This is a genomic window from Nocardioides sp., assembly GCF_036267815.1.
GTDB lineage: Bacteria > Actinomycetota > Actinomycetes > Propionibacteriales > Nocardioidaceae > Nocardioides.
In genome coordinates, this window is the sequence record NZ_DATAVI010000045.1 from 1 (window position 1) to 22,525 (window position 22,525).

Annotated in this window: 18 protein-coding genes; 7 read left to right on the forward strand and 11 right to left on the reverse strand. The window is 72.3% G+C overall.

All coding sequences use genetic code 11. From position 1 onward, the window contains the following. From VHW64_RS09645 to VHW64_RS09660, 4 genes are all read right to left on the reverse strand, one after another. Nucleotides 1–1,739: polyribonucleotide nucleotidyltransferase (locus tag VHW64_RS09645; protein WP_329650327.1), on the reverse strand; the 1,739-nt coding region annotated here is incomplete at its 3' end. 256 nt (nucleotides 1,740–1,995) lie between these two features. Further along, nucleotides 1,996–2,271, reverse strand: coding sequence for a 30S ribosomal protein S15 (rpsO, locus tag VHW64_RS09650; RefSeq protein WP_349256877.1), 276 nt, complete (start codon nucleotides 2,269–2,271; stop codon nucleotides 1,996–1,998). 176 nt (nucleotides 2,272–2,447) lie between these two features. Next, the gene (locus VHW64_RS09655; protein ID WP_329650328.1) at nucleotides 2,448–2,705 is read right to left on the reverse strand and encodes a DUF6458 family protein; all 258 of its coding nucleotides are present in this window, start codon (nucleotides 2,703–2,705) and stop codon (nucleotides 2,448–2,450) included. A 172-nt stretch (nucleotides 2,706–2,877) separates the two neighbouring features. Next, on the reverse strand, nucleotides 2,878–3,468 hold the full coding sequence (locus VHW64_RS09660; RefSeq protein WP_329650329.1) for a helix-turn-helix domain-containing protein: 591 nt from the start codon (nucleotides 3,466–3,468) through the stop codon (nucleotides 2,878–2,880). 77 nt (nucleotides 3,469–3,545) lie between these two features. On the opposite strand from VHW64_RS09660, the gene VHW64_RS09665 reads away from it, so the two are divergent. After that, nucleotides 3,546–4,118 carry an NAD(P)H-dependent oxidoreductase gene (locus VHW64_RS09665; protein WP_329650330.1) on the forward strand — a complete coding sequence of 191 codons (573 nt, stop codon included), beginning with the start codon at nucleotides 3,546–3,548 and terminating at the stop codon, nucleotides 4,116–4,118. A 9-nt stretch (nucleotides 4,119–4,127) separates the two neighbouring features. On the opposite strand, the gene ptsP is transcribed toward VHW64_RS09665, so the two are convergent. Further along, complete coding sequence (ptsP, locus tag VHW64_RS09670) at nucleotides 4,128–5,822, reverse strand: phosphoenolpyruvate--protein phosphotransferase (RefSeq protein ID WP_329650331.1); 1,695 nt, start codon at nucleotides 5,820–5,822, stop codon at nucleotides 4,128–4,130. 86 nt (nucleotides 5,823–5,908) lie between these two features. Here ptsP and VHW64_RS09675 point away from each other — a divergent pair, with 86 nt between their 5' ends. The 6 genes from VHW64_RS09675 (at nucleotide 5,909) to VHW64_RS09700 (ending at nucleotide 14,493) form a co-directional block, all read left to right on the forward strand. Beyond that, entirely contained in the window at nucleotides 5,909–6,676 is a 768-nt protein-coding gene (locus VHW64_RS09675; protein ID WP_329650396.1) for a DeoR/GlpR family DNA-binding transcription regulator, read from the forward strand. 31 nt (nucleotides 6,677–6,707) lie between these two features. Beyond that, nucleotides 6,708–7,676: a 1-phosphofructokinase family hexose kinase gene (locus VHW64_RS09680; protein ID WP_329650332.1), complete on the forward strand. Its 969-nt coding sequence runs from the start codon at nucleotides 6,708–6,710 to the stop codon at nucleotides 7,674–7,676. 4 nt (nucleotides 7,677–7,680) lie between these two features. Further along, nucleotides 7,681–9,744 carry a fructose-specific PTS transporter subunit EIIC gene (locus tag VHW64_RS09685; protein WP_329650333.1) on the forward strand — a complete coding sequence of 688 codons (2,064 nt, stop codon included), beginning with the start codon at nucleotides 7,681–7,683 and terminating at the stop codon, nucleotides 9,742–9,744. 35 nt (nucleotides 9,745–9,779) lie between these two features. Continuing rightward, nucleotides 9,780–10,037: an HPr family phosphocarrier protein gene (locus VHW64_RS09690; protein ID WP_329650334.1), complete on the forward strand. Its 258-nt coding sequence runs from the start codon at nucleotides 9,780–9,782 to the stop codon at nucleotides 10,035–10,037. Between the two features lie 164 nt (nucleotides 10,038–10,201). Then, entirely contained in the window at nucleotides 10,202–11,461 is a 1,260-nt protein-coding gene (locus VHW64_RS09695) for a hypothetical protein (protein ID WP_329650335.1), read from the forward strand. A gap of 83 nt (nucleotides 11,462–11,544) precedes the next feature. Next, complete coding sequence (locus tag VHW64_RS09700) at nucleotides 11,545–14,493, forward strand: ATP-binding protein (protein ID WP_329650336.1); 2,949 nt, start codon at nucleotides 11,545–11,547, stop codon at nucleotides 14,491–14,493. A 154-nt stretch (nucleotides 14,494–14,647) separates the two neighbouring features. Here the strand turns inward: VHW64_RS09700 and VHW64_RS09705 are convergent, their stop codons facing one another. The 6 genes from VHW64_RS09705 to infB all read right to left on the reverse strand — a co-directional run bounded on the left by VHW64_RS09705 (nucleotide 14,648) and on the right by infB (nucleotide 22,439). Beyond that, nucleotides 14,648–15,811, reverse strand: coding sequence for a MalY/PatB family protein (locus tag VHW64_RS09705; protein WP_329650337.1), 1,164 nt, complete (start codon nucleotides 15,809–15,811; stop codon nucleotides 14,648–14,650). Continuing rightward, nucleotides 15,808–16,746 carry a bifunctional riboflavin kinase/FAD synthetase gene (locus VHW64_RS09710; RefSeq protein WP_329650338.1) on the reverse strand — a complete coding sequence of 313 codons (939 nt, stop codon included), beginning with the start codon at nucleotides 16,744–16,746 and terminating at the stop codon, nucleotides 15,808–15,810. The genes VHW64_RS09705 and VHW64_RS09710 overlap by 4 nt, the downstream gene beginning before the upstream one ends. A gap of 17 nt (nucleotides 16,747–16,763) precedes the next feature. Beyond that, a complete protein-coding gene (locus VHW64_RS09715) occupies nucleotides 16,764–18,131 on the reverse strand; it encodes a deoxyribodipyrimidine photo-lyase (protein ID WP_329650339.1) in 1,368 nt (455 codons plus the stop codon). Between the two features lie 54 nt (nucleotides 18,132–18,185). Further along, entirely contained in the window at nucleotides 18,186–19,040 is an 855-nt protein-coding gene (gene truB / locus VHW64_RS09720) for a tRNA pseudouridine(55) synthase TruB (RefSeq protein WP_329650340.1), read from the reverse strand. Continuing rightward, a complete protein-coding gene (gene rbfA, locus VHW64_RS09725) occupies nucleotides 19,037–19,507 on the reverse strand; it encodes a 30S ribosome-binding factor RbfA (protein WP_329650341.1) in 471 nt (156 codons plus the stop codon). Before rbfA ends, truB begins: the two co-directional genes overlap by 4 nt. A gap of 148 nt (nucleotides 19,508–19,655) precedes the next feature. Further along, on the reverse strand, nucleotides 19,656–22,439 hold the full coding sequence (gene infB, locus VHW64_RS09730) for a translation initiation factor IF-2 (RefSeq protein ID WP_329650342.1): 2,784 nt from the start codon (nucleotides 22,437–22,439) through the stop codon (nucleotides 19,656–19,658). Nucleotides 22,440–22,525: the final 86 nt, after the last annotated feature.

Sequence of the window (22,525 nt, forward strand, 5' to 3'; positions counted from 1 at the left end):
GCGTGGACCGACATCTCCTCGGGACCGTCGATCGCCTCGCCCATGACCTCGAGGATCGTGTGGCGGGCGTCGCGGGCCTGCGTGAGAGCCGCGGCCAGCACCTCGGCGGGGATGCCGTCGAGCTTGGTGTCGAGCTGGAGCGCGGTGACGAACTCCTTGGTGCCGGCGACCTTGAAGTCCATGTCCCCGAACGCGTCCTCGGCGCCGAGGATGTCGGTCAGCGCGACGTACTGCGTGTGGCCGTCGACCTCACCGGAGATCAGGCCCATCGCGATGCCCGCGACCGAGGCCCGCAGCGGCACGCCCGCCTGGAGCAGCGCCATCGTGGAGGCGCAGACCGAGCCCATCGAGGTCGAGCCGTTGGAGCCCATGGCCTCGGAGAGCTGGCGGATCGCGTAGGGGAACTCCTCGCGCGTCGGCAGCACCGGCAGGAGCGCGCGACGTGCGAGCGCACCGTGGCCGACCTCGCGGCGCTTGGGCGAGCCCACCCGGCCGGTCTCGCCGGTGGAGAACGGCGGGAACACGTACTTGTGCATGTAGCGGCGGTGCTTCTCCGGCGACAGCGTGTCGAGCTGCTGCTCCATCTTGAGCATGTCGAGGGTGGTGACGCCCAGGATCTGGGTCTCTCCCCGCTCGAACAGCGCCGAGCCGTGGACGCGCGGAATGACGTCGACCTCGGCGTGCAGCGGCCGGATATCGGCCAGGCCGCGCCCGTCGATGCGGATCTTGTCGCGCAGGACGCGCTCGCGGACCACGGCCTTGGTGACCGAGCGGTACGCCGCGCCGATCTCCTTGTCGCGGCCCTCGAACTGGCCGGCGAGCTTCTCGAGCAGCCCGGCCTTGATCTCGTCGGTGCGGGCCTCGCGCTCCTGCTTGTCGCCGATGGTCATCGCGGAGGCGACATCGGCCTTCGTCGCGGCCTCGACGGCGTCGTAGACGTCGTCCTCGTAGTCGAGGAAGACCGGGAACTCCTGGACCGGCTTGGCCGCCTGCTTCGCCAGCTCGGCCTGGGCCTCGCACAGCTGCTTGATGAACGGCTTCGCGGCGTCGAGGCCACCGGCCACGACCTCCTCGGTGGGAGCCTGGGTGCCGGACTGGACGAGGTCCCAGGTCTGCTCGGTGGCCTCGGCCTCGACCATCATGATCGCGACGTCGCCGGTCTCGGTGACGCGGCCGGCGACGACCATGTCGAAGACGGCGTGCTCGAGCTGGCTGTGGGACGGGAACGCGACCCACTGGCCCTCGATCAGGGCGACCCGCACGCCGCCGACCGGGCCGGAGAACGGCAGGCCGGAGAGCTGGGTCGACATCGACGCGGCGTTGATCGCCAGCACGTCGTAGGGCTGGTCGGGGTCGAGCGCGAGGACGGTGATGACCACCTGGACCTCGTTGCGCAGGCCCTTCTTGAAAGTCGGGCGCAGCGGCCGGTCGATCAGGCGGCAGGTGAGGATCGCGTCCTCACCCGGACGACCCTCGCTGCGGAAGAACGAGCCGGGGATCTGGCCCACGGCGTACATCCGCTCCTCGACGTCGATGGTGAGGGGGAAGAAGTCGAACTGGTCCTTGGGCTGCTTGCCGGCGGTCGTCGCCGACAGCAGCATCGTCTCGTCGTCGAGGTAGGCCGTGACTGCTCCCGCAGCCTGGCGGGCCAGCAGGCCGGTCTCGAACTTGAGGGTGCGGGTGCCGAAGCGGCCGTTGTCTAGAACGGTCTCTACGGCGGAAATGATGGGTTCAGACATGGGCTCTCGTGCCCTGTCCTTTCTCTTCGCGGAGCGACCCCGCGAACGCCCGCTGGACTTGTCCTGCGTCCGGCCGGTCTTCGATCGAGATCCGCGGCCCATCCCAGGGGGACGGTCCGAAGACCACTACCGAGGACCGGGGCCGACGTGTGCGGGCCGCTCCTGGTTCGGTTGCGTGTTCAATTATGCAAGAAGGATCCGGGAGACCCGGAACGTGGAAGGAGCGGCCACCCGGTGGGGCGGCCGCTCCGCGGCGTCAGCGGCGCAGGCCGAGACGCTCGATGATCGAGCGGTAGCGCTCGATGTCGGTCTTGTTCAGGTAGTTCAGCAGTCGCCGACGCTGACCCACGAGCAGCAGCAGACCACGACGCGTGTGGTGATCGTGCTTGTGCTCCTTCAGGTGCTCGGTCAGGTGGCTGATGCGGTGGCTGAGCAGCGCGATCTGCACCTCGGGCGAGCCGGTGTCGCCCTCAGTCGTGGCGTAGTCGGCGATGATCTTCTTCTTGGTATCCGCGTCGGTACCGATCGACATCCAGGCTCCCTCTCGGCCCCTGAGGGGCACGCTCGTTGCGCGGCGCGCCGGGGCCTGTTCACCCGGGCACTCTCTGTCCGCGGCCGTTGCACGGCAACCGAAGGAGGCTATCAGCGGGCTCTCACGCTGCCCAAAACGCCGTCGACCCGCCAGCGGACGGAGTCGGGCGGGCGCGATCAGACGCTCGGTGGGGGGTCCTGGCGCTGCGCCTGCTCGGTCGTGGTCTGCGTGCCGTCGGCGTGTGTCGTCGTCGACACCGTGCGGGACCCGCGGCCGCGGGTCATCGCGGCGGCGTTGAGCACGATCGCGAGGACGCCGACCGCGGCGAGGATCCAGCCGATCATCGTCAGGTCGACGTTGTTGATCGTGTCGCGGACGGCCAGGGCGAGGATCAGGCCCACCGCGAGCAGGAAGATGCCGAGTCCGTAGCCCATGTAGCGCTCCTTCCGTCGGTCCACCCGGGCGGGTAGGACGTCGGGCGGAGCCGTTCCCCTTCTGCGCCGCATCATGCGCCGAGTCGGCATATGACGACTCGGCGCGGTTTCGACGTACCTGTGTGCCGAGTCGGCGGGTCTCGTGCGTACCTATGTGCCGAGTCGGCGTGGCTCAGCCCTCGACGATGCGGCGGGCGAGGTCGTCCCAGGCCTCCGTGATCCGCGCCAGCCGCATCTCCTCGATCTCGACCTGCTGCTCCAGGATCGGCACCTCGAGAGGCGCGAGCAGGGCCGTGGCCAGGAACGCGACGTCGCCGCGGACTCCCAGCTCGCCGAGGAGGTAGCGCACGTGCATCGCGATGAAGGACATCGCGGCGTAGCTGCGGGTGCCCGCCCGGCCCGCCGCCGAGATCAGCGACCGATGGAGCAGGTTCAGCTCGATCCGGGCGTGGCCCAGTGCGAGGAGGCGCTCCATCGGGGGCGCCCCGGGTCCCAGTGGCGGCGGACCGGACAGGATGGCGGCCTGGAACCCCGTCTCGCTGCGGTTGAGGACCGCGGCCATCAGTCCCTCGCGGCTCTCGAAGCGCCGGAACACGGTGCCCTTGCCCACGCCGGCGCGCGCCGCGACGGCGTCCATCGTCACCGCGCCGACCCCGCAGTGGTCGATCAGGGCCTGCGCCGCCCGGAGGAGCGCGTCGCGGTTGCGCGCGGCGTCGCGGCGTTCGGCCGGCTCGTCGTCGGCGAGCGGCAGGCGGATCGGCACGTGGTCACGCTAGCCCTCCCCGGAGACAGCGACCCAGTGCTCGGAATAGAAACGGACCATGGTCCGTTTAGTGCCGCATGACCGATCACAGCGACATCCGCAGCTCCCACGTCGTCGTCCTCCTCGGCAGCGTGCGCGCGGACTCCTACAACCGCCGGATCGCCGAGCGCCTCCAGGCCGAGGCACCCCAGGGCGTCACGCTCGAGATCGCCACCGGGCTGGCCGAGCTGCCGTTCTACAACGAGGAGCTCGACACCACCGAGACGCTGCCGACCGCCGTGCGCGAGGTGCGCGCCCAGGTGTCCGCGGCGGACCGGGTGCTCGCGGTCACCCCGGAGTACAACGGCACGATGCCGGCGGTCCTCAACAACGCGATCGACTGGCTGTCCCGTCCGTACGGCGCGGGGGCGCTCAAGGGCAAGCCGTTCGCGGTCGTCGGCGCGACGCCGACCCGGTCCGGCGGCAGGTGGTCGCACGACGACGCGCGCCGATCGGCCACGGTTGCCGGCGCCGACGTGGTCCCCGACCTGGTGCTCTCGCACTCGACCCTGGACGCCGACGTGTTCGAGGACCCGGAGGTCTTCGCGAAGTTCCTGGGTGTCCTGCTCGGCCTGGTCGAGCACCAGCCCGTCACCGAGGCCGCTGCCTGACCTCGCCACTCAACGGGGATCGAGGACCTGGCGCACGGCCGCACGGGCGGCCTTCGGGTCGCTGGCGGCCAGGGCGGCCTCGGCGGCGTCCTCGAGGACGTCCATGGTCGCTGCGCAGAGGCGCGCTCCGACCGGCCGGACCGCGGCCGAGGCCATCGACAGCGACGTGATGCCCATGCCCACCAGGACGCAGGCCAGCAGCGGGTCGGCGGCGGCCTCGCCGCAGACGCCGACGGGCTTGCCTGCCTGCTTGCCCGCCTCGGCGGTGATCGCCACCAGCTGGAGCACGGCGGGCTGCCACGGGTCGGTCAGATGCGCGAGGTCGGTCGCCATCCGGTCGGCGGCCATGGCGTACTGGGTCAGGTCGTTGGTGCCGATGGACAAGAAGTCGACCACCTCCAGCATCCGGTGTGCCAGCAACGCCGCCGATGGCACCTCGACCATCACTCCGGGCCTCAGCTTTCGCGTGCGCACCTTCTCGGCGAACTCCGCGGCCTCGGCCACGGTGGCGACCATCGGCGCCATCACCCAGGTCTCGGTGCCCGTCTCGCGGGCCGCGGCGGCGATGCCGTCGAGCTGCCGCTCGAGCAGGTCGGGGTTGTCGAAGGACAGCCGCAGCCCACGCACGCCGAGCGCCGGGTTCTCCTCGCCTTCGTGGGTCGCGAAGGCGACCGGCTTGTCCGACCCGGCGTCGAGCGTGCGCACCACGACGTAGCGTCCGGCGAACGGCGCCAGCACCTCGGCGTAGATGGCCCCCTGCTCCTCGACCGACGGCTCCTCGGTGCGGTTGAGGAAGCACAGCTCGGTGCGGAAGAGGCCGACTCCCTCCACGGGGCCGGTGGCGGCGGCCCGGGCCGACTCGCCGTCGGCGACGTTGGCCAGGATCTTCACCTTGGTGCCGTCGGCGGTCTCGCCCGGCCCGCTCCACGAGGCGAGCGCCGCACGATCCGCCCGGTCGGCCTCGACCAGGCGCCGCGCCTCGGCGGCGTCGGGGGACGTCGCGACGGTGCCCGCGACGCCGTCCACGAGCAGCGGGGTGCCGGGGGTCAGGCCGAGTGCGCCCGCGGTGCCGACGACGCAGGGGATGCCCAGCTGCCGGGCGATGATCGCGGTGTGGCTCGTGGGTCCGCCGCGCTCGGTCACCAGGGCGACGACGACGCGGGGGTCGAGGGTCGCGGTGTCGGAGGGGGCGAGATCCTCGGCGACGAGCACCACCGGCGTGTCGGGCAGCTGGACCCCCGGCTCCGGCTCGCCGACCAGGTGCGCGACCACGCGCCGCTCGATGTCGCGCAGATCGGTGACCCGCTCGGCCATCAGCCCTCCCATGGAGTCGAAGACCTGGGCGAACTGCTCGACCGCGGCGTGCACCGACGCGAGCAGGTCGTCGCCGGAGGCCAGATGCTTGCGGACCGCCGAGCGCAGCCCCTTGTCGCGCGCCAGTCCCGCGCTGGCCGTCAACACCTCGGCCGCGGCGTCCGAGGCCTTCTCCGCCCGGCGTACGAAACCCTCGGAGACCGCCGCAGCCGCCTGGTCGTAGACGGCGAGGCCGGACTCGGCGTCGAGTCCCGAGGAGTCGAATCGCGCGATCGCCTGCGGCGACACCTCGCCGCGGACCACGACTGCCGGACCGTAGGCGACCCCGGGGACGACGGGAGTCCCGTGCAGCGTGGTCGACGACTCGGGGCTGGACGCAAGGTCGCTCATGGCGACACGCTGCCACGGACCGGCTTGACAAGTCAACAGATTCGGGCGTAAAACCACACATACACAGACAGGAGTCCGCGTTGACGATGTACGCCGAGGAGCGTCAGCAGGCCATTGCGCGCCTGGTCAGCCAGCGCGGCCGGGTGTCGGTCAACCAGCTGGCACGAGAGTACGACGTGACCACCGAGACGGTGCGCCGCGACCTGTCGACTCTCGAGCGGATGGGCCTGGTACGCCGCGTCCACGGCGGCGTCGTGCCGCCGTCGTCCATCTCCCTGATCGAGGCCGGGCTGCGGGAGCGCGACCTGGTCAACACCGAGACCAAGGAGCGGATCGCGCGCGCCGCCCTCGAGCTGCTGCCACCGGCGAACGGGACCATCGTGCTCGACGCGGGGACCACCACCAGCAGGCTCGCCTCCCTGCTGCCGCTCGACCATCCGCTGACGGTGGTGACCCACGCCGTGCCGATCGCGGCCCGGCTGGCCGGTCAGCGCCATCTCGACCTGCGCCTCCTGCCTGGACGCGTGCGCCGGACCACGCAGGCCGCCGTGGGCGCGGACACCGTGGAGGCCCTGTCGCACCTCCGGGTCGACGTGACCTTCGTCGGGACCAACGGCGTCACCCCCGACCACGGCCTGACCACCCCCGACCCCGACGAGGCCGCGGTCAAGCGCGCTCTGATCGGCGCCGGTCGCCAGGTCGTCGCGGTCGCCGACGCGTCGAAGTTCGGGATCGAGACGGCCGTGAGGTTCGCCGCGCCCGGCGAGATCGACGTCCTGGTCACCGACAGCGCCGTCTCCACGGCAGACCGTCGCGCGCTGGCCAAGGCCGGCGTCGAGGTGGTCGTGGCATGAGCATCGTCCGCGGCCGGGACGGCCTCGCCCCATGATCGTGACCCTGACGGCGAACCCCAGCCTGGACCGCACCGTCAACCTCACCGGCCGGCTCGAGCGCGGCGCCGTCCAGCGCGCCGAGTCGGTCATCTCGCAGGCGGGCGGCAAGGGCGTGAACATCTCGCGCGCCTGCGTCGCTGCCGATCTCCCCTCCATCGCCGTGCTGCCGGCGCCCAAGGGCGACCCCTTCGTCCACGAGCTGCTCGCCGCCGGGATCGACTGCCGCCCGGTCGAGCACGAGGGCGACCTTCGGGTGAACGTCACGATCACCGAGCCCGACGGCACGACGACGAAGCTCAACAGCCCCGGCCCCCAGGCCACCCCCCGGCTGCTCGCCGAGCTCCAGGACGCCCTGGTACGGCGTGCCGCCGGGGCCGACTGGACGGTGCTCGCAGGCTCCCTGCCCCCCGGTGCCCCTCCGGAGTGGTACGCCGGACTCGTGGTCGCCCTGCGAGCCGCCGGCGCCAGGGTCGCGGTCGACACCAGCGACGCACCCCTGCGCGCCCTGGTCGACGGTCTCACCCGCGACCGGACCTGCGCGCCCCACCTGATGAAGCCGAACGGCGAGGAGCTCGCGTCGTTCACCGGCCAGCACGCCGAGCAGCTCGAGGCCGAGCCCGCGGCGGCCGCGGAGGCCGCCTTCGACCTGGTCCGGCGCGGGGTCGAGTCGGTGCTGGTGACCCTCGGCCCGCACGGTGCGGTGCTCGTCAACCGCGGGGGTGCCTGGCATGCCGCTCCCCCGCCCACGACCGTCGTCAGCACCGTCGGGGCCGGCGACTCCAGCCTCTTCGGCTACCTCCTGGGCGACGTGACCGGTCGCGCGCCCGAGCAGCGACTCTCCCTCGCCGTGGCCTACGGCAGCGCCGCCGCAGGCCTACCCGGCACGACCATCCCCCACCCCCGGCAGGTGCGCACGGAGCTCGTGCACGTCACCCGTCTCAACCTGCCACAAGGAGTCTGACCCCATGTCCGACCTCATCACCAGCGCACTGGTGCGACTCGATGCCGATCTCGGCACCGAGAAGCACGAGGTGATCCGAGCACTGGCCGCCATCGTGGCCGACGCCGGGCGCACCTCCGACCCCGACCAGCTCGCCACCGACGCGATCACCCGCGAGGGCACCGCCCCGACCGGGCTGGCCGGCGGCATCGCGATCCCCCACTGCCGGACCGCGGCCGTCGAGGAGCCGACCCTGGCGTTCGTCCGCCTCCAGCCGACCGTGGAGTTCGGTGCCAAGGACGGGCCCGCGGACCTGGCCTTCCTGATCGCCGCCCCGGCCGGCGGCGACGTGACCCACCTCCAGCTGCTGACCAAGCTGGCCCGGGCCCTCGTGCGCGCCGACTTCACCGCCGGGCTGCGCGACGCCACGACCGACCAGGAGGTCGTCGACCTCGTCCTCGAGGTCGTCGCGGACGCACCCGCGGCCACCCCTGCCGCCGCCCCCGGCCCGGCTGCGGCAGGGACCGGCGAGAAGTCCCTGGTCGCGGTGACGGCGTGCCCCACCGGCATCGCCCACACCTACATGGCGGCCGAGGCCCTGGAGGCAGCCGCGGCCAAGGCCGGTGTCCCGATAGCGGTCGAGACCCAGGGCTCGGCCGGATCCAAGCCGCTCTCCCCCGCGACCATCGCCGCGGCGTCGGCGGTGATCTTCGCCGTCGACGTGGGGGTCCGCGACCGTGGCCGCTTCGCCGGCAAGCCGGTGGTCTCCTCGGGGGTCAAGCGCCCCATCGACGACGGCGACGCGATGATCGCCGAGGCCCTGAGGTACGCCGAGGACCCCAACGCCCCGCGCGTCGAGGGCAGCGTCGTGGCGGGCGAGAGCACGGGCGGTGGCGCCGGCGAGTCGTGGGGCGCGCGCACCCGTCGCGTCCTGATGACCGGCGTGTCGTACATGATCCCGTTCGTCGCCGCCGGCGGTCTGATGATCGCGCTCGGCTTCCTCTTCGGCGGCTACGAGATCGTCGGGCCCTACGGCGACATCGCCGTCCACAACACGCTGTTCGACCTGCCGGACGCCGGCGCCCTCGGCCTTCACCACGTGCTCTTCGGCACCGGGTTCTTCGCCAGTGGCTTCTTCGCCTACGTCGGCGCGCTGTTCTTCATCATCGGCAAGACGGCGTTCGCCCTCTTCATCCCCGCGTTGGCCGGATACATCGCCTATGCCATCGCCGACCGGCCGGGCATCGCCCCGGGCTTCATCCTGGGCGGGCTCGCGACCAACCTGTTCAACGTGACGGCGACCAACGGCACCGCCCTCCCCGCGACCGGCTTCCTCGGCGCCATCGCCGGCGGTGTGCTGGCCGGCGTCATCGCCCACTGGATCGCGGGCTGGAAGGTGCCGACCTGGGCTCGTGGCCTGATGCCGGTGATGGTCATCCCGCTGCTGACGTCGGTGATCGCCGGACTGCTGATGATCATCGTCCTGGGCAAGCCCATCGCCTGGCTGATGGACAGGCTCAACGCCGGGCTGACCAACATGAGCGGCAGCAGCGCGGTGGTCCTGGGCATCATCTTGGGCCTGATGATGGCCTTCGACATGGGCGGTCCGCTCAACAAGGTCGCCTACGTCTTCGCCACCACGGGGATCGGCGCCGCCGGGCTGGCCAGCAACGCGCCGCAGCTGAAGATCATGGCTGCCGTCATGCTGGCCGGCATGGTCCCGCCGATCGCGCTGGCGCTGGCCACGGTGCTGCGGCCGCAGCTGTTCACCGTCGCCGAACGGGAGAACGGCAAGGCGGGCTGGCTGCTCGGGGCGTCGTTCATCACCGAGGGCGCGATTCCCTTCGCGGCCGCCGACCCCCTGCGCGTGATCCCCTCGATCATGATCGGCAGTGCGGTGACCGGTGGGCTCAGCGAGCTCCTCGGAGTCGCCGTCCGCGCCCCGCACGGGGGGATCTTCGTGATCTTCGCCGTCCACAACATCCTGGGCTACGTGATCGCTCTGGCTGTGGGCGTGGTCGTCGGCGCCTTCGCCGTGGTGACGGCCAAGACCGCCTGGCCCAGCGACCCCGAGCTCGCCACCGTCTGACCCCGAGCACCATCCCACCGCAGAAGGAGACCCCCATGCCCACCAAGTCCGTCGTCGTCGGCTCCGCCGTCGGCCTCCACGCCCGTCCCGCCGCGATCATCTCCGAGGCCGCCGGCGAGCTCGACTCCGAGGTGCTCCTCGGAGTGCCCGGGGGCGACCCGGTCGACGCCAGCTCGGCGCTGATGATCATGACCCTCGGCGCCGGCAAGGGCGACACGGTCGAGGTCTCCGGCGACGTCGAGGCGGACGTCGACGCGATCGCGACCCTCGTCGAGCAAGACCTCGACGCCTGAGTTCCGAGCGATAGTACGGATCACGAGGCTGCCTCCAAGGACCCCGAGACCCGCCTCGTGATCCGTACTATCGCGTGGGGGCATTACGCCGGCGTTACGCCGGGTGGCTGGACTGGTCGTGACCTGAGCCCACGGGCTCACCCCATGACCGGAAGAGAGTCGCCATGCAACGCTCCAGGCGGGTCGCCGTACCCGCACTCACCGCCGTCGCCGGGCTCGTCCTGGCCAGCGCCGTCGCCGGCCTCGCCGCCGGGTCGGCCGGCGCCGCAACCCCCGACCGCGGCAAGACCGGCAAGACCTTCAACCTCCAGTCCGGCACGACGCTGTCCGGGTACGACGCGGCCACGACCAAGAACGGCACGACGTACGTCGCGTGGATCGGCGACAAGTCGAGCACCCCGGGTCTGCGCAACCTCCACCTGTGCGTGCTGAAGACCAAGTCGAAGTCGTGCGTCGGGGGCGTGCAGGGCACCACCGCCCTCGGTGACTCGTCGGCCCAGAACGTCAAGGTCGTCGTCTCCGGCAACAACGTCGAGCTCGTCTGGATCGCCCAGGTCGACCCGGACAGCGGCGAGTTCAGCGGCGTGTTCGGCACCAACGTCGTCTCCCACAACAAGCTGGGCACGTCCCTGGCCGTCCCCGGCGCACCCACTCTCGGCACGCTCACCTCGGCGATCGCCCACAAGGGTGGAGGCGTGAGCATCGCCGCGGTCGGTGAGGTCGGCACCCTGGACAGGCGTGCGTACTACTACTCGACGGTCTCGGCGACGCCGAAGACCTTCGTCCGGCCCTACTTCGTGGGCAATGCCCAGCTGGCCGACAACGGCAAGCGCACGGTGCTCACCACCAGCGCCTACGGCTCGCTGTCGGGCAAGGTGGCGGTCGCCTCGAAGCCCTCCCACGGCTCCGGGTGGACCGGGTTCAAGAACGTCGCCGGCTCCTACACCCGGGGCAACATCGAGCAGATCGTCAGGGCCGGGAAGAAGATCCGGATGGTGGGCGTCAGCGCCAAGGACATCTACACACCCGACACCTGGACCTTCAAGGGCAAGTCGTTCGGCAAGGCCAAGAAGAGCGGTGACGGCAACAACATCTCCTCGATCGACGCCAACTCGGACGGCACCGGCCGCCTGGTCACCGTCGACGAGGAGTCCGGCGGCCTGATGGTCGCGAACTTCGCCAAGGGCTCGCACGCGTACCGCTTCCTGTTCAAGGTGAAGCAGACCATCGCCGGCGGCGCACCCCAGATCACCACCCGGTCGAACGGTCGTGGCTTCCTGATCTGGGGCATCGACAAGACAGGGGTCACCGGCCAGATCCTGCGGGCCCAGGCGATCAAGGTCCCGATGCCGCCCAAGCACCACCACCATCACCGGGGTGCTCATGGCCACGCGGGCACGTTCACGATGCTCGGGCGACTCTGACCCGGAGTCGCGGGGACGTCCGTGGGCGTACGTCGGCCCGTCCTCCGAGGAGGGCGGGCCGACGACGGTCCTATCATCGGCGTGTGCGCATCGGCCTGCTGGGCGGCGTCGCGGTCACCGGGGGTGAGCCGACCGAGACGGTCGAGGGCGCCCACCTGGGGGGCCGGCGCGCCCATCTCCTGGTCGCGGCACTCGCGCTGGAGCCGGGGCCGATGGCCGCCGACCGACTCGCCTCGCTGATCTGGGACGAGCCGCCCTCCACCTGGCGGGTGGCGGTCCGAGGCCTCGTGGCCGACCTGCGCAAGCGCCTCGCCGAGATCGGGTCAGACGTCGTGGTGACCACGCCGACCGGCTACCGGCTGGCCGCGGGTGTCACCACCGACGTGGCCGAGCTGGAGGCGACGGTGGCCACCGCCGCCGGGCTACGTGCCACCGGCCGCTGGCACGCGCTGGTCTCGCGGCTGGGGCCAGCCCCGACGCTGGACCCCGCCGACCTCGCCGCCGGCCTCGACGCAGCGTGGCTCGACCCGCACCGGGCGCGGCTGCGCGAGACCGTGCTCCAGGCCGGGCTGCTCGCCACCGCGGCGTACGGCGAGCTGGACGACCACCCCGCCGCGGTCGCCCTCGGCCGGCACCTCGTGGCCGCACACCCGCTGGACGAGCGCGTGCATCGCGCCCTCATCTCGGCCCTCGCAGCAGCCGGCGACCGGTCGGCGGCGGTGCAGGCCTTCGAGGCCTGTCGGAGCCTGCTCACCGAGGAGCTCGGCGTCGACCCCTCGGCCGACACGGTCGCGACGTACCTCCACGTCCTGGAGACGGCGGAGCCGACGGGGCCCGCTCGCCTGCCGAAGTCAGGCACGTCGTTCGTCGGGCGCGAGTCCGACCTGCGCCGACTGGCCAGCGCGGCCAGCCGACCGGGACTCGTGACAGTCACCGGGCCCGGAGGCGTCGGCAAGTCGCGGCTGGCCCAGGAGGTCGCCGCCCGCGCGGTCGACCTGCCCGGCGGTCGGCACTGGGTCTCCCTGGCACACGTCGCCGAGGACGCCCTCGTCGACGCGACCGTGGCGATGACCCTGGGGCTTCCCGCCAGCGGCGACGAGCCGGCCCGGACCGTCGCCCGCCATCTGGCCAGGCTCGGGCGCACGGTCGTCGTGCTCGACGGCTGCGAGGCCGTGCGCGACGGCGCGGCGTCGATGGCCCACTCGCTCCTGGAGGGCGCGCCCGACACGACCGTGGTGGTCACGAGCCGAGTGGCGCTCGGGCTCTCCGAGGAGCGCGTCATCGTCCTCGCGCCACTCGCGCTGCCCGAGGACGCCACCCCGGACGAGCTCGCGGCCAGCGAGCCGGTCCGGCTGATCGCCGACCGGATCTCGGAGTACGGCGGTGAGCTGGTCGTCGACGCCGACCTCGCGTCGTACCTCGACGCACTGTGCCGCCACTGCGCCGGCCTGCCGCTGGCGTTGGAGCTGGTGGCCGCGCAGCTGACCGCGATGTCCCCGGCCGATGTCGTGGAGCATCTCGACGAGATGGCCGCCGGCTCGGTCGACGCCGTACGCCAGGTCGCCGAGGCGAGCCATGCCCTGCTCCAGCCCGACGAGGCGGCGGTGTTTCGCCGGATGTCGGTGCTCGAGGGAGCAGCGGACCTGATCGCGGTGCGTGCGGTGTCGGCCGGCGACGACGTCGCCGCGGTGCGCGTCGTTCGGCTCCTGCGCGAGCTCGGCGACCGCAACCTGGTCACCGCGCACCGGTCGGGTTCGCGATGGACCTACGAGCAGGACGACGACCTGCACCGGTTCGCCCGTCAGCACCTGGTCGCCGCGGGTGAGGAGCGGGAGGCCTACCTGCGCCTGGCCGACCTCGTCCAGTCGACGCTTCCCGACGACCCGCGCTCGCCCCCGGCACCGTTCGCCGAGTCGGTGAGCGCGCTGCTGCCCTCGGTGCGTGGGCTGCTGGGCGCGGGCGTGGCTGGGACCGCCGACAGGACCCGCTGCCTGGAGGTGGCGTTCCGGCTGCACCGCTACTGGGCCGCCACCAACGTCGGCGAGGGCCGCTTCTGGCTGAGCCGGCTGCTCGCGGACCGCGGCGACGAGGACGAGCAGTGGGCCGGGTACGCGACGTACGCGCTGGGCTACCTCAACTACTGGGCGGGCGAGGACACCGCAGCCGTGCCCCAGCTCGAGCGGGCCATCGAGCTGCTCGCCGACGTCGACAGCGCCTACGTGGCCCGCGCCCAGATCTTCCTCGCCGGCATCCTCGACGACCTCGACCGCGGCCCTGCGGCAGTGGCACTGGTCCGGCAGGCGATCGAGTCGGCCTCCGGGCACGGGATCGACCTGCGGGTGAGTGCTGCGATGGGACTCGGCAGCGTGCTCGGCGAACGCGGGGACCCCGAGGCAGCGGCGTACGCCGAGGCAGCCCTCGACCTCTGCGAGAGCGGTGGGTCGGCCGAGCAGCTGGCCGCAAGCCTGCCGACGGCCTCCATGGTGGCCTGGCAGGTCGGTGCCCTGGACCGGGTCCGACGGTGGGTCGAGCGCGCGATGCCGATGCACACCGAGCAGCGTCGGATCGCCCGGGTGGTGCTCCTCCAGGTCGCCTGCGGCCTGCATCTGGTCGACGGAGACCTCGACGCGGCCGTGGAGGTCGGGCGCTCCGCCGACCTGGAGGGCACCGAGCTGGGCGTCGAGCGCGAGCTGCCGCTGGTCCGCTCACTGCTCGCCCTGGCGCTGCTGGCGCGCGGCGACCTCGACGAGGCTCACGACCGGGCGCGAGCAGCCGTCACGGCTGCCGTGGCCCTGACCTACCAGTTCCCGCTGGCCAGCGCGCTGGAGGCCGCGGCTCTGGTCGCGACGGCCCGCGGCGTACCGGCCGGGGAGGTCGCCCCGTGGGTGGCCACGGCTGCCCAGATCCGCGTGCAGGGCGACCGGCCGGTCCCGGCCCTTCTGGCGGCCCGGGTCGCACTCCTCCGCGACTCCCTGCCTGCCAGCGACCCGCTCCCGATCCCCACCGTCGTCGCCGCCGTCCTCGCCCGTTGAGAGGCGAGTTCCAACCCGTTGAGTTGCGTGTTCCAACCCGTCGAGTTGCGTGTTCCGGCCCGTTGAGGTCCGGGTCGGAACTCGCCGCTCAACGGGTTGGAACACGCAACTCGACGGGTTGGAACACGCAATTCGACGGGTTGGAACACGCAACTCAACGGTGGTAGGACCAGGCGGCGGCGAGTCGGCGGACGATCTCGCGGAGCCGATCGGGGCTCGTCGCGATGTTCAGCCGCACGTGACCGGCGAGCCCGGGCGCGTAGTCGTGACCGGGCGCGACCTTGACCCGACCTCGGTCGAAGGCGACCTCGGCCGGGTCTGCGTGCCCGTAGGCGCGAGCGTCGAGCCACACCAGGTAGGTCGCCTCCAGGGGCCGCATCCGCGCCAGCGGCAGCTGCTCGGCGAGGAGGTCGGACAGCTGGCTCCGCAACCCGTCGAGGCGCTCCACCAGGGAGGCCAGCCACCCGTCCCCGTCGGTGTACGCCGAGACCGCGGCCACCACTCCCAGTGGCGACCACGAGTCGTTGCGCGACATCGGCACCTCGGTGAGGCGGCGGCGGGTCTCGGGGTCGGGCGCCAGCAGCTGGGCGCAGCGCAGGCCGGCGGTGTTGAACGCCTTCGATGCCGCGACGACGGCCACCGCGTGGTCGTGGGTGCCCTCGATGGCGAGGTACGACGTGTGCGCGGCGCCCGGCAGCACCAACGGCGCGTGGATCTCGTCGCAGACGACACGGGCGCCGTGCCGCACCACGACGTCGCGGATCCCCTCCAGCTCGGCCCGCGAGAAGACGCGGCCCCACGGGTTGTGCGGCTGGGTGAGCAGCAGCGTCCGGGCTCCGTCTGCCAGCAGCGCGTCGAGCCGGTCGAGGTCGATCTCGGCGCGCTGTGCGTCGGCGTCGAGCACGAGGTCGACCCGGCGCCGCCCGGTGAGGTCGGCGACGTCGAGCTGGGGCGAGTAGCCCGGCACGAGGAACACCACCGGTGCGGGCTCGGAGAGCACGTCGATCGCGACCCGCACCCCCGCCGTGACGTCGACGACGGGGTAGACCCACTCCGGCTCCACCTCGCCGCCGTAGTGGCGGGCGGCGAACCCGGCGTAGGCCTCCCCCAGCTCCGGGGTGTAGCCGAAGACCGGGTACCCCGTCACGCCGTCGCGGACGGCGCGCAGCACCGCCTCGTGGACGATCGGGTCGAGCGCGTAGTCCATCTCGGCGACCCAGGCCGGCAGCACGTCGGCCGGCACCGTGCCCCACTTCAGGATGAGCGCACGCCGCGCCTCCTCGTCGGTCAGGTCGACGACCGGACGCCGCTCGCTCACGGCTGCCCCAGCAGCTCGCGGGCCGTGCGTACGTCGTCGTGCATCGTCGCCACCAGCGCCTCCACCCCGTCGAACCTCTCCATCCCCCGGATCCGCTCGACGAAGGCGACCTCGACCTCGACGTCGTAGAGCTCGAGGTCGTCGCGGTCGAGCACATAGGACTCCACCCGACGCTCACGCTCGCCCTCGAACGTCGGGTTGGTGCCGACACTGATCGCCGCCGGGTAGCGCTGGCCGGTGTCGATGCGGCGCAGCCACCCGGCGTAGACGCCGTCGGCGGGGGCGGCCGAGAGCGCACGGGTCGGCACGTTGGCGGTCGGGAACCCGAGCTCGCGACCTCGTCGGTCGCCACGGACGACGACACCACGCACCACGAAGGGACGGCCGAGCGCCTCCGCGGCGCCGGCGACGTCACCGGCGGCCAGACAGGTACGCACGTAGGTCGAGGACCACACCTGAGGGCCGCCGTCGAGGGCGACGCCGACGACCTGGAACCCGAGGTCGACCCCGCTGGCGGTCAGCGTCACGACGTCTCCGGCGGCTCGGGCGCCGTACCGGAAGTTGGTGCCGACCACAACCACGGCCGCATGCAGGACCTCGGACAGGACCCGCCGGGCGAACTCCTCGGGTTGCCAGGAGGCGACGTCGAGGTCGAAGGGAAGCGCCAGGACGTCGTCGACGCCGGCGGTGCGGAGCAGCTCGGCCCGGGTCGCGATGTCGGTGATGGCGACCGGGGCGTGCTCGGGGCGCAGCACGGCCATCGGATGCGGGTCGAAGGTGACCGCGACGACCCGCAGGCCCTGCCCCTCGGCCGCCTGGCGGGCCTCGCGTACGACGTGCTGGTGGCCGAGGTGGACGCCGTCGAAGTTCCCGATCACCACGCAGGTGCGGCCGAGGTCTGGTGGGACGTCGTCCAGGGACCGCCAGATCTGCACGCGTCGCAGCCTATTGGTCACCGGGTGGCGCCGTACCTGCGCAGGGCCTCGGCCCGCTCCTCGGCATGGTCGAGCACCGGCCTGGGGTAGCCGCGGTCGTAACCGTCGGCGACCGTCCAGGGCTCGTGCGCACGACGCCCGGAGACGTGCGCGAGCTCGGGCACCCAGCGGCGGACATAGTCGCCCTCGGGGTCGAACGTGCGGCCCTGGGTGACCGGGTTGAAGACGCGTGGGTACGGCGCGGCGTCCGTCCCCGTCCCCGCGACCCACTGCCACCCGTGGTTGTTGCTGGCGAGGTCGCCGTCGATGAGATGGTCCAGGAAGTGTCGCGCACCCGCCGGCCACCACACGTGGACGTCCTTGCACAGGAAGCTCGCCGTGATCATCCGCACCCGGTTGTGCATCCAGCCGGTCTCGGCGAGCTGCCGCATCCCGGCATCGACGATCGGGAACCCGGTGCGCCCGGTCTTCCACGCCTCGACGAGGTCGGCGACCGGACCCGGGGCGTCGTAGCGCATCGAACCCAGCTCGGGCCGCAGGTCACGCCACGCCGACTCCGGCTCGCAGGAGAGGACGTCGGCGTAGAACTCGCGCCAGGCCAGCTCGTCGACGAAGGAGCGGGCCGCCTCGGAGCGTGCGCCCGCCAGGTCGGCGAGGATCGTGCGGGGGTGGATCGCGCCGACCTTGAGGTACGGCGAGAGCCTGCTCGTGCCGGGCCGGTCCGGCCGGTCCCGCCCGTCGGCGTAGTCGGCGAGCTCTGCGTCGCGGAAGGCGCGCCATCGGCGCAGGGCAGCGCCCTCTCCCGCGGTCGGGAGCTCGACCGGGCAGTCCGCGAGCGCCCGGTCGAGCCGGATGGCGGCGCGTGCCTCGGAGCGGTCCTCGCCGAGCCGCACTCCCCGCGGCGACGTCGCGGGGTCGGCCCAGCCGTGCTCGCGCCAGGCCCGCGCGAACGGCGTGAAGACGCGGTAGGGGCGGCCCTGCCTCGTCGTCACCCGGCCCGGCCCCACGGCGTACGGCGAGCCCGTGGCGACCCACGCGACGTCGCGCTCGGCAAGCCGCCGGCGCACTCTGCGGTCACGGCGCACGCCGTACGGCGTGGTCTCGGCGCTGACGTGCACCGAGTCGGCGCCGACCTCGTGGGCGAAGGCCGCGACCTTCGTCTCCGGGTCACCCACCCGGACGCTCAGACGCCCGTCGTAGGACTGGGCGGCCGCGCGGACGCTGGCCGCCAGCCAGCCCCGGCGCACCGGCCCGGCGCTGTCCCACAGCACCGGGTCGATCACGAACAGCACGCGCACGCCGTCCGCGCCCGCGTCGGCGGCTGCGTCCAGGGCGGGCAGGTCGCGGCGCCGGAGGTCGCGGCGGAGCCACAGGACACTGGTCATCGCGACCAGCCTGTCACGGCGCGCCGGACAGCCGCCTCACCCGCTCGGGAGGAGTCAGACGAAGACCGCCACGGCCCGGGCGGATCCGTCTCCCGGCTCGTAGAGCGCCAGGAAGGTGCCGTCGGGCGCGAACAGCGCCGTCGTCGCGTCGAGGGCGAGCTCCAGGCGACGACCGACCCGCACGTGCGCGGCCTGCGCCTCGTCGAGGTCGCGGCTGGGGAACGTCGCCCGAGCCGCCTCGGCGATCGGCGTCATCGCGAAGGCGGCGGAGAGCTGTTCCAGGGTCATGGCGCCGTCGAGGTCGAAGGGCCCGACCGCCGTCCGCCGCAGCGCGGTCAGGTGCCCGCCGACGCCCAGGGCGGCACCGAGGTCGCGGGCGATCGCCCGGATGTAGGTGCCGCTGGAGCAGTGCACCTCGAGCTCGACCGTCGGCAGGTCGACGGAGACCGCGTCGAGGGCGTGCACCGTGACCCGACGGGCCTCGAGCCTGACCTCCTCGCCCGCGCGGACGCGCGCGTAGGCGCGCTTCCCGTCGACCTTGATCGCGGAGACGGCGCTCGGCACCTGGTCGATCTCACCGCGGAACGCCGCCAGCGCCGCGCGTACGTCGGCCACCGTCAGGCCGTCGAGGGGGCGGCTCGCCACGACCTCGCCGTCCGCGTCGTCGGTCGTCGTCGAGACCCCGAGCCGGACGACGGCGGCGTAGCGCTTGTCGCTCAGCGCCAGGTGTCCGAGCAGCCGCGTGGCGCGGTTGATGCCCAGCACGAGCACGCCGGTCGCCAGCGGGTCGAGGGTGCCCGCATGACCGACCTTGCGGGTGCCCGCCAGACGGCGTACGCGGGCGACGACGTCGTGCGACGTCATGCCGCCCGGCTTGTCGACGACGACCAGACCGGAGCCGGTGGTCACGTAGCGTCGGTCTCCGGGTCGTCGTCCTCGTCGTCCTCGTCGTCCTCGTCGTCCTCGCGGGGCTTCTTGTAGGGGTCGGCCTCGCCGGCGTACGACTCCACGCGGCGGGCGGCGGCCTCCTCGTCGAGCACCTTGGCCCGGGCGAGCACCTCGTCGACGTGACGGGCACTCTCGGGCAGGGCGTCGGCGACGAAGGTCAGCGTGGGTGCGTGGCGCATGCCCAGCTGCTTGGCGACCTCGGAGCGCAACAGCCCCTTGGCCGACTCGAGGGCGGCGGCGGTGCTGACCCGGTCGGTCTCCTCGCCCAGCACCGTGTAGAAGACCGTGGCCTGCTGCGAGTCACCGGTCACGCGCACGTCGGTGACGGTGACGAACCCGAGACGGGGGTCCTTGATCCGTCGCTCGAGCATCTCCGCGACGATCACCTGGATCCGGTCGGCGATCTTCCGGACTCGTGGGCTGGTCATGACTACTCCGTTGAGTTGGCCCTGCGGGCTCGTTCAGTGGCCCTGCGGGCTCGTTCAGTTGGCTCTCGCGGCTTGTCGAGTTGGCCCTCCGGGTCGTGGGCTGGCCGCGAGGGCCAACTGAACGAGCCCGCAGGGCCAACTCAACAGCTCAGGCGCGGGGGATCTCCCGCAGCTCGAAGGCCTCGACGATGTCGCCCTCCTTGACGTCCTGGTAGTTGCGGAGCACGAGACCGCACTCGAAACCTTCCCGGACCTCGGCGGCGTCGTCCTTCTCCCGCTTCAGCGATGCCAGGTCGAGGTTCTCCGCCACGACCGCGCCGTCGCGGATGAGCCGGACCTTGGCGTTGCGCCGGATCACGCCGCTGGTCACCATGCAGCCCGCGATGTTGCCGATCTTCGACGAGCGGAAGATCGCCCGGATCTCCGCCTGGCCGAGGGTCGACTCCTCGAACTCGGGCTTGAGCATGCCCTTGAGGGCGGCCTCGATCTCCTCGATCGCGTTGTAGATGACCGAGTAGTAGCGGATCTCGACGCCTTCCTTGTCCGCCAGCTCGGTCGCCTTGCCCTGCGGGCGGACGTTGAAGCCGATGATGATCGCGTCGGACGCGGCGGCCAGCATGACGTTGGTCTCGGTGATGGCACCGACACCGCGGTCGATCACGCGCAGCGACACCTCGTCGCCCACGTCGATCTTGGCCAGGGAGTCCTCGAGGGCCTCCACCGAGCCGGACACGTCGCCCTTGAGGATGAGGTTGAGCTCCTGGCTCTCGCCCTTCTCCATGGAGGCCATGAAGTCCTCGAGGGTACGGCGCACCCGACGCTGGGCCTGCATGGCCGCGCGCTCGCGCGACTCGCGCTTCTCCGCGATCTGGCGGGCCACCCGGTCGTCCTCGACGACCAGGAAGTTCTGTCCCGCCCCGGGCACGGCCGACAGGCCGAGCACCATCGCCGGCTGCGCCGGGAATGCCTCGTCCATCGACTCGGCGTTCTCGTCGAGCAGCGCCCGGACACGTCCGTGCGCCGGACCGGCCACGATCGAGTCGCCCACGCGGAGCGTGCCGCGCTGCACCAGCACCGTCGCGACCGGACCTCGGCCACGGTCGAGATGGGCCTCGACGACCAGGCCTTGGGCGAACTGGTCGGGGTTGGCCCGCAGGTCGAGCGATGCGTCGGCCGTGAGCACGATCGCCTCGAGCAGCTTGTCGAGGTTGAGCTCGGACTTCGCCGAGACGTCGACGAACATCGTGTCGCCGCCGTACTCCTCGGGCACCAGGCCGTACTCGGTCAGCTGTCCGCGAACCTTGGTCGGGTCTGCGTCGGGCTTGTCGATCTTGTTCACCGCGACCACGATCGGCACCTCGGCCGCCTTGGCGTGGTTCAGCGCCTCCACGGTCTGGGGCATCACGCCGTCGTCCGCCGCGACCACGAGGACCGCGATGTCGGAGGATCGCGAGCCACGAGCACGCATGGCGGTGAACGCCTCGTGACCCGGGGTGTCGAGGAAGGTGATGGCGCGCTCGGCGCCGTCGACCTCGGTGTACACCTGGTAGGCCCCGATGTGCTGGGTGATGCCGCCGGCCTCCTTGTCGACCACATTGGCCGAGCGCAGCGCGTCGAGCAGCTTGGTCTTGCCGTGGTCGACATGGCCCATGACCGTGACGACCGGCGGCCGCACGACCAGGTCGGACTCGTCGCCCTCGTCCTCGCCGAACTCGAGGTCGAAGGACTCCAGCAGCTCGCGGTCCTCGTCCTCGGGCGAGACCACCTGGACGACGTAGTTGAGCTCCTCACCGATGAGCTCGAGCGTCTCGTCGCCCACGGACTGCGTCGCGGTGACCATCTCGCCCAGCGAGAACAGCATCTGCACCAGCGAGGCCGCGTCGACGTTGATCTTCTCGGCGAAGTCGGTCAGCGACGAGCCACGCGCGAGACGCACGGTCTCGCCGTTGCCCTTGCGGACGCGCACGCCGCCGATCGTCGGCGCCTCCATCTGCTCGAACTCCTGGCGACGTGCCCGCTTCGACTTGCGGCCACGACGCGACGGTCCGCCCGGACGGCCGAAGGCGCCCTGGGTCTGGCCGCGTCCACCGGGGCGACCCCGGCCACCGAACGACGGTCCGCCGCGGCCCGGGGCACCTGCCGGCGCACCGGCCCCGGCACCCGGGCCGGCGCCACCACGACCGGGGGCACCCACGCCTCCGCGACCGGGGGCTCCGCCGCGAGTCGGCGCTCCACGCCCCGGAGCACCGGCACGTCCGGGGCCGCCAGTCGGACCACCAGGACCGCCGGGGCCGCGGTTGGCACCGAAGCCGGGGTTGCGCGCGATCATCGCGGGGTTGGGGCGAGGCATCCCGGGACGACCGCCGGCCGCCGGACGCGGCGGACGGGAGTCGTCGTCCTCGCTCTCGCGAGGCGCGGGAGCGGGACGCCTGCCCATGCCCTGGCTGGGGGCGAACGGGTTGTTGCCCGGACGCGGCGTCCCCGGGCGTGCCGAAGGGCGAGGCGTCGGGGACGGCGCCGCCGCCGAGGGCTCCTCGACGGCCTCGGGCTCGAGATCGGCCGGCGCCTCGGGCTCGGGCTGCTCCGGAGCCTTCGGGGCGGCCTTCGGACCGGGCCTGGGCGCAGCGCTCCGCTCGACGGGCACCTCGGCCTCGGCCACCGCTGCGCCGTTGGACTCGGCCGCAGGTGCCGGCGCCGCTGAGGTCTCGGCCTTCGCGGCCGCCGGCTCGGCTGCCGGCGCGGCGGGCTCGGGCGTGGCCTTGGCGGCCAGCAGGGCATCGCCATAGGTCTTCTTGAACTTCATCTCGACGGGAAGCTCGATCGTCGAGGAAGCGCTCTTGACGAACTCGCCCAGCTCCTTCAGCTTGTCGAGAACCTCTTTGCTCTCGATGCCGTAGGTCTTGGCAAGCTCGTGTACTCGGGTCTTGGCCACTGTTCTCCTTCTGGCCTGGAGACCCGCTTCCCTCTGCGCGAGGGGTGGATCCTCAGACCGTTGGTGGGTGTTGCGAACTCATCGGG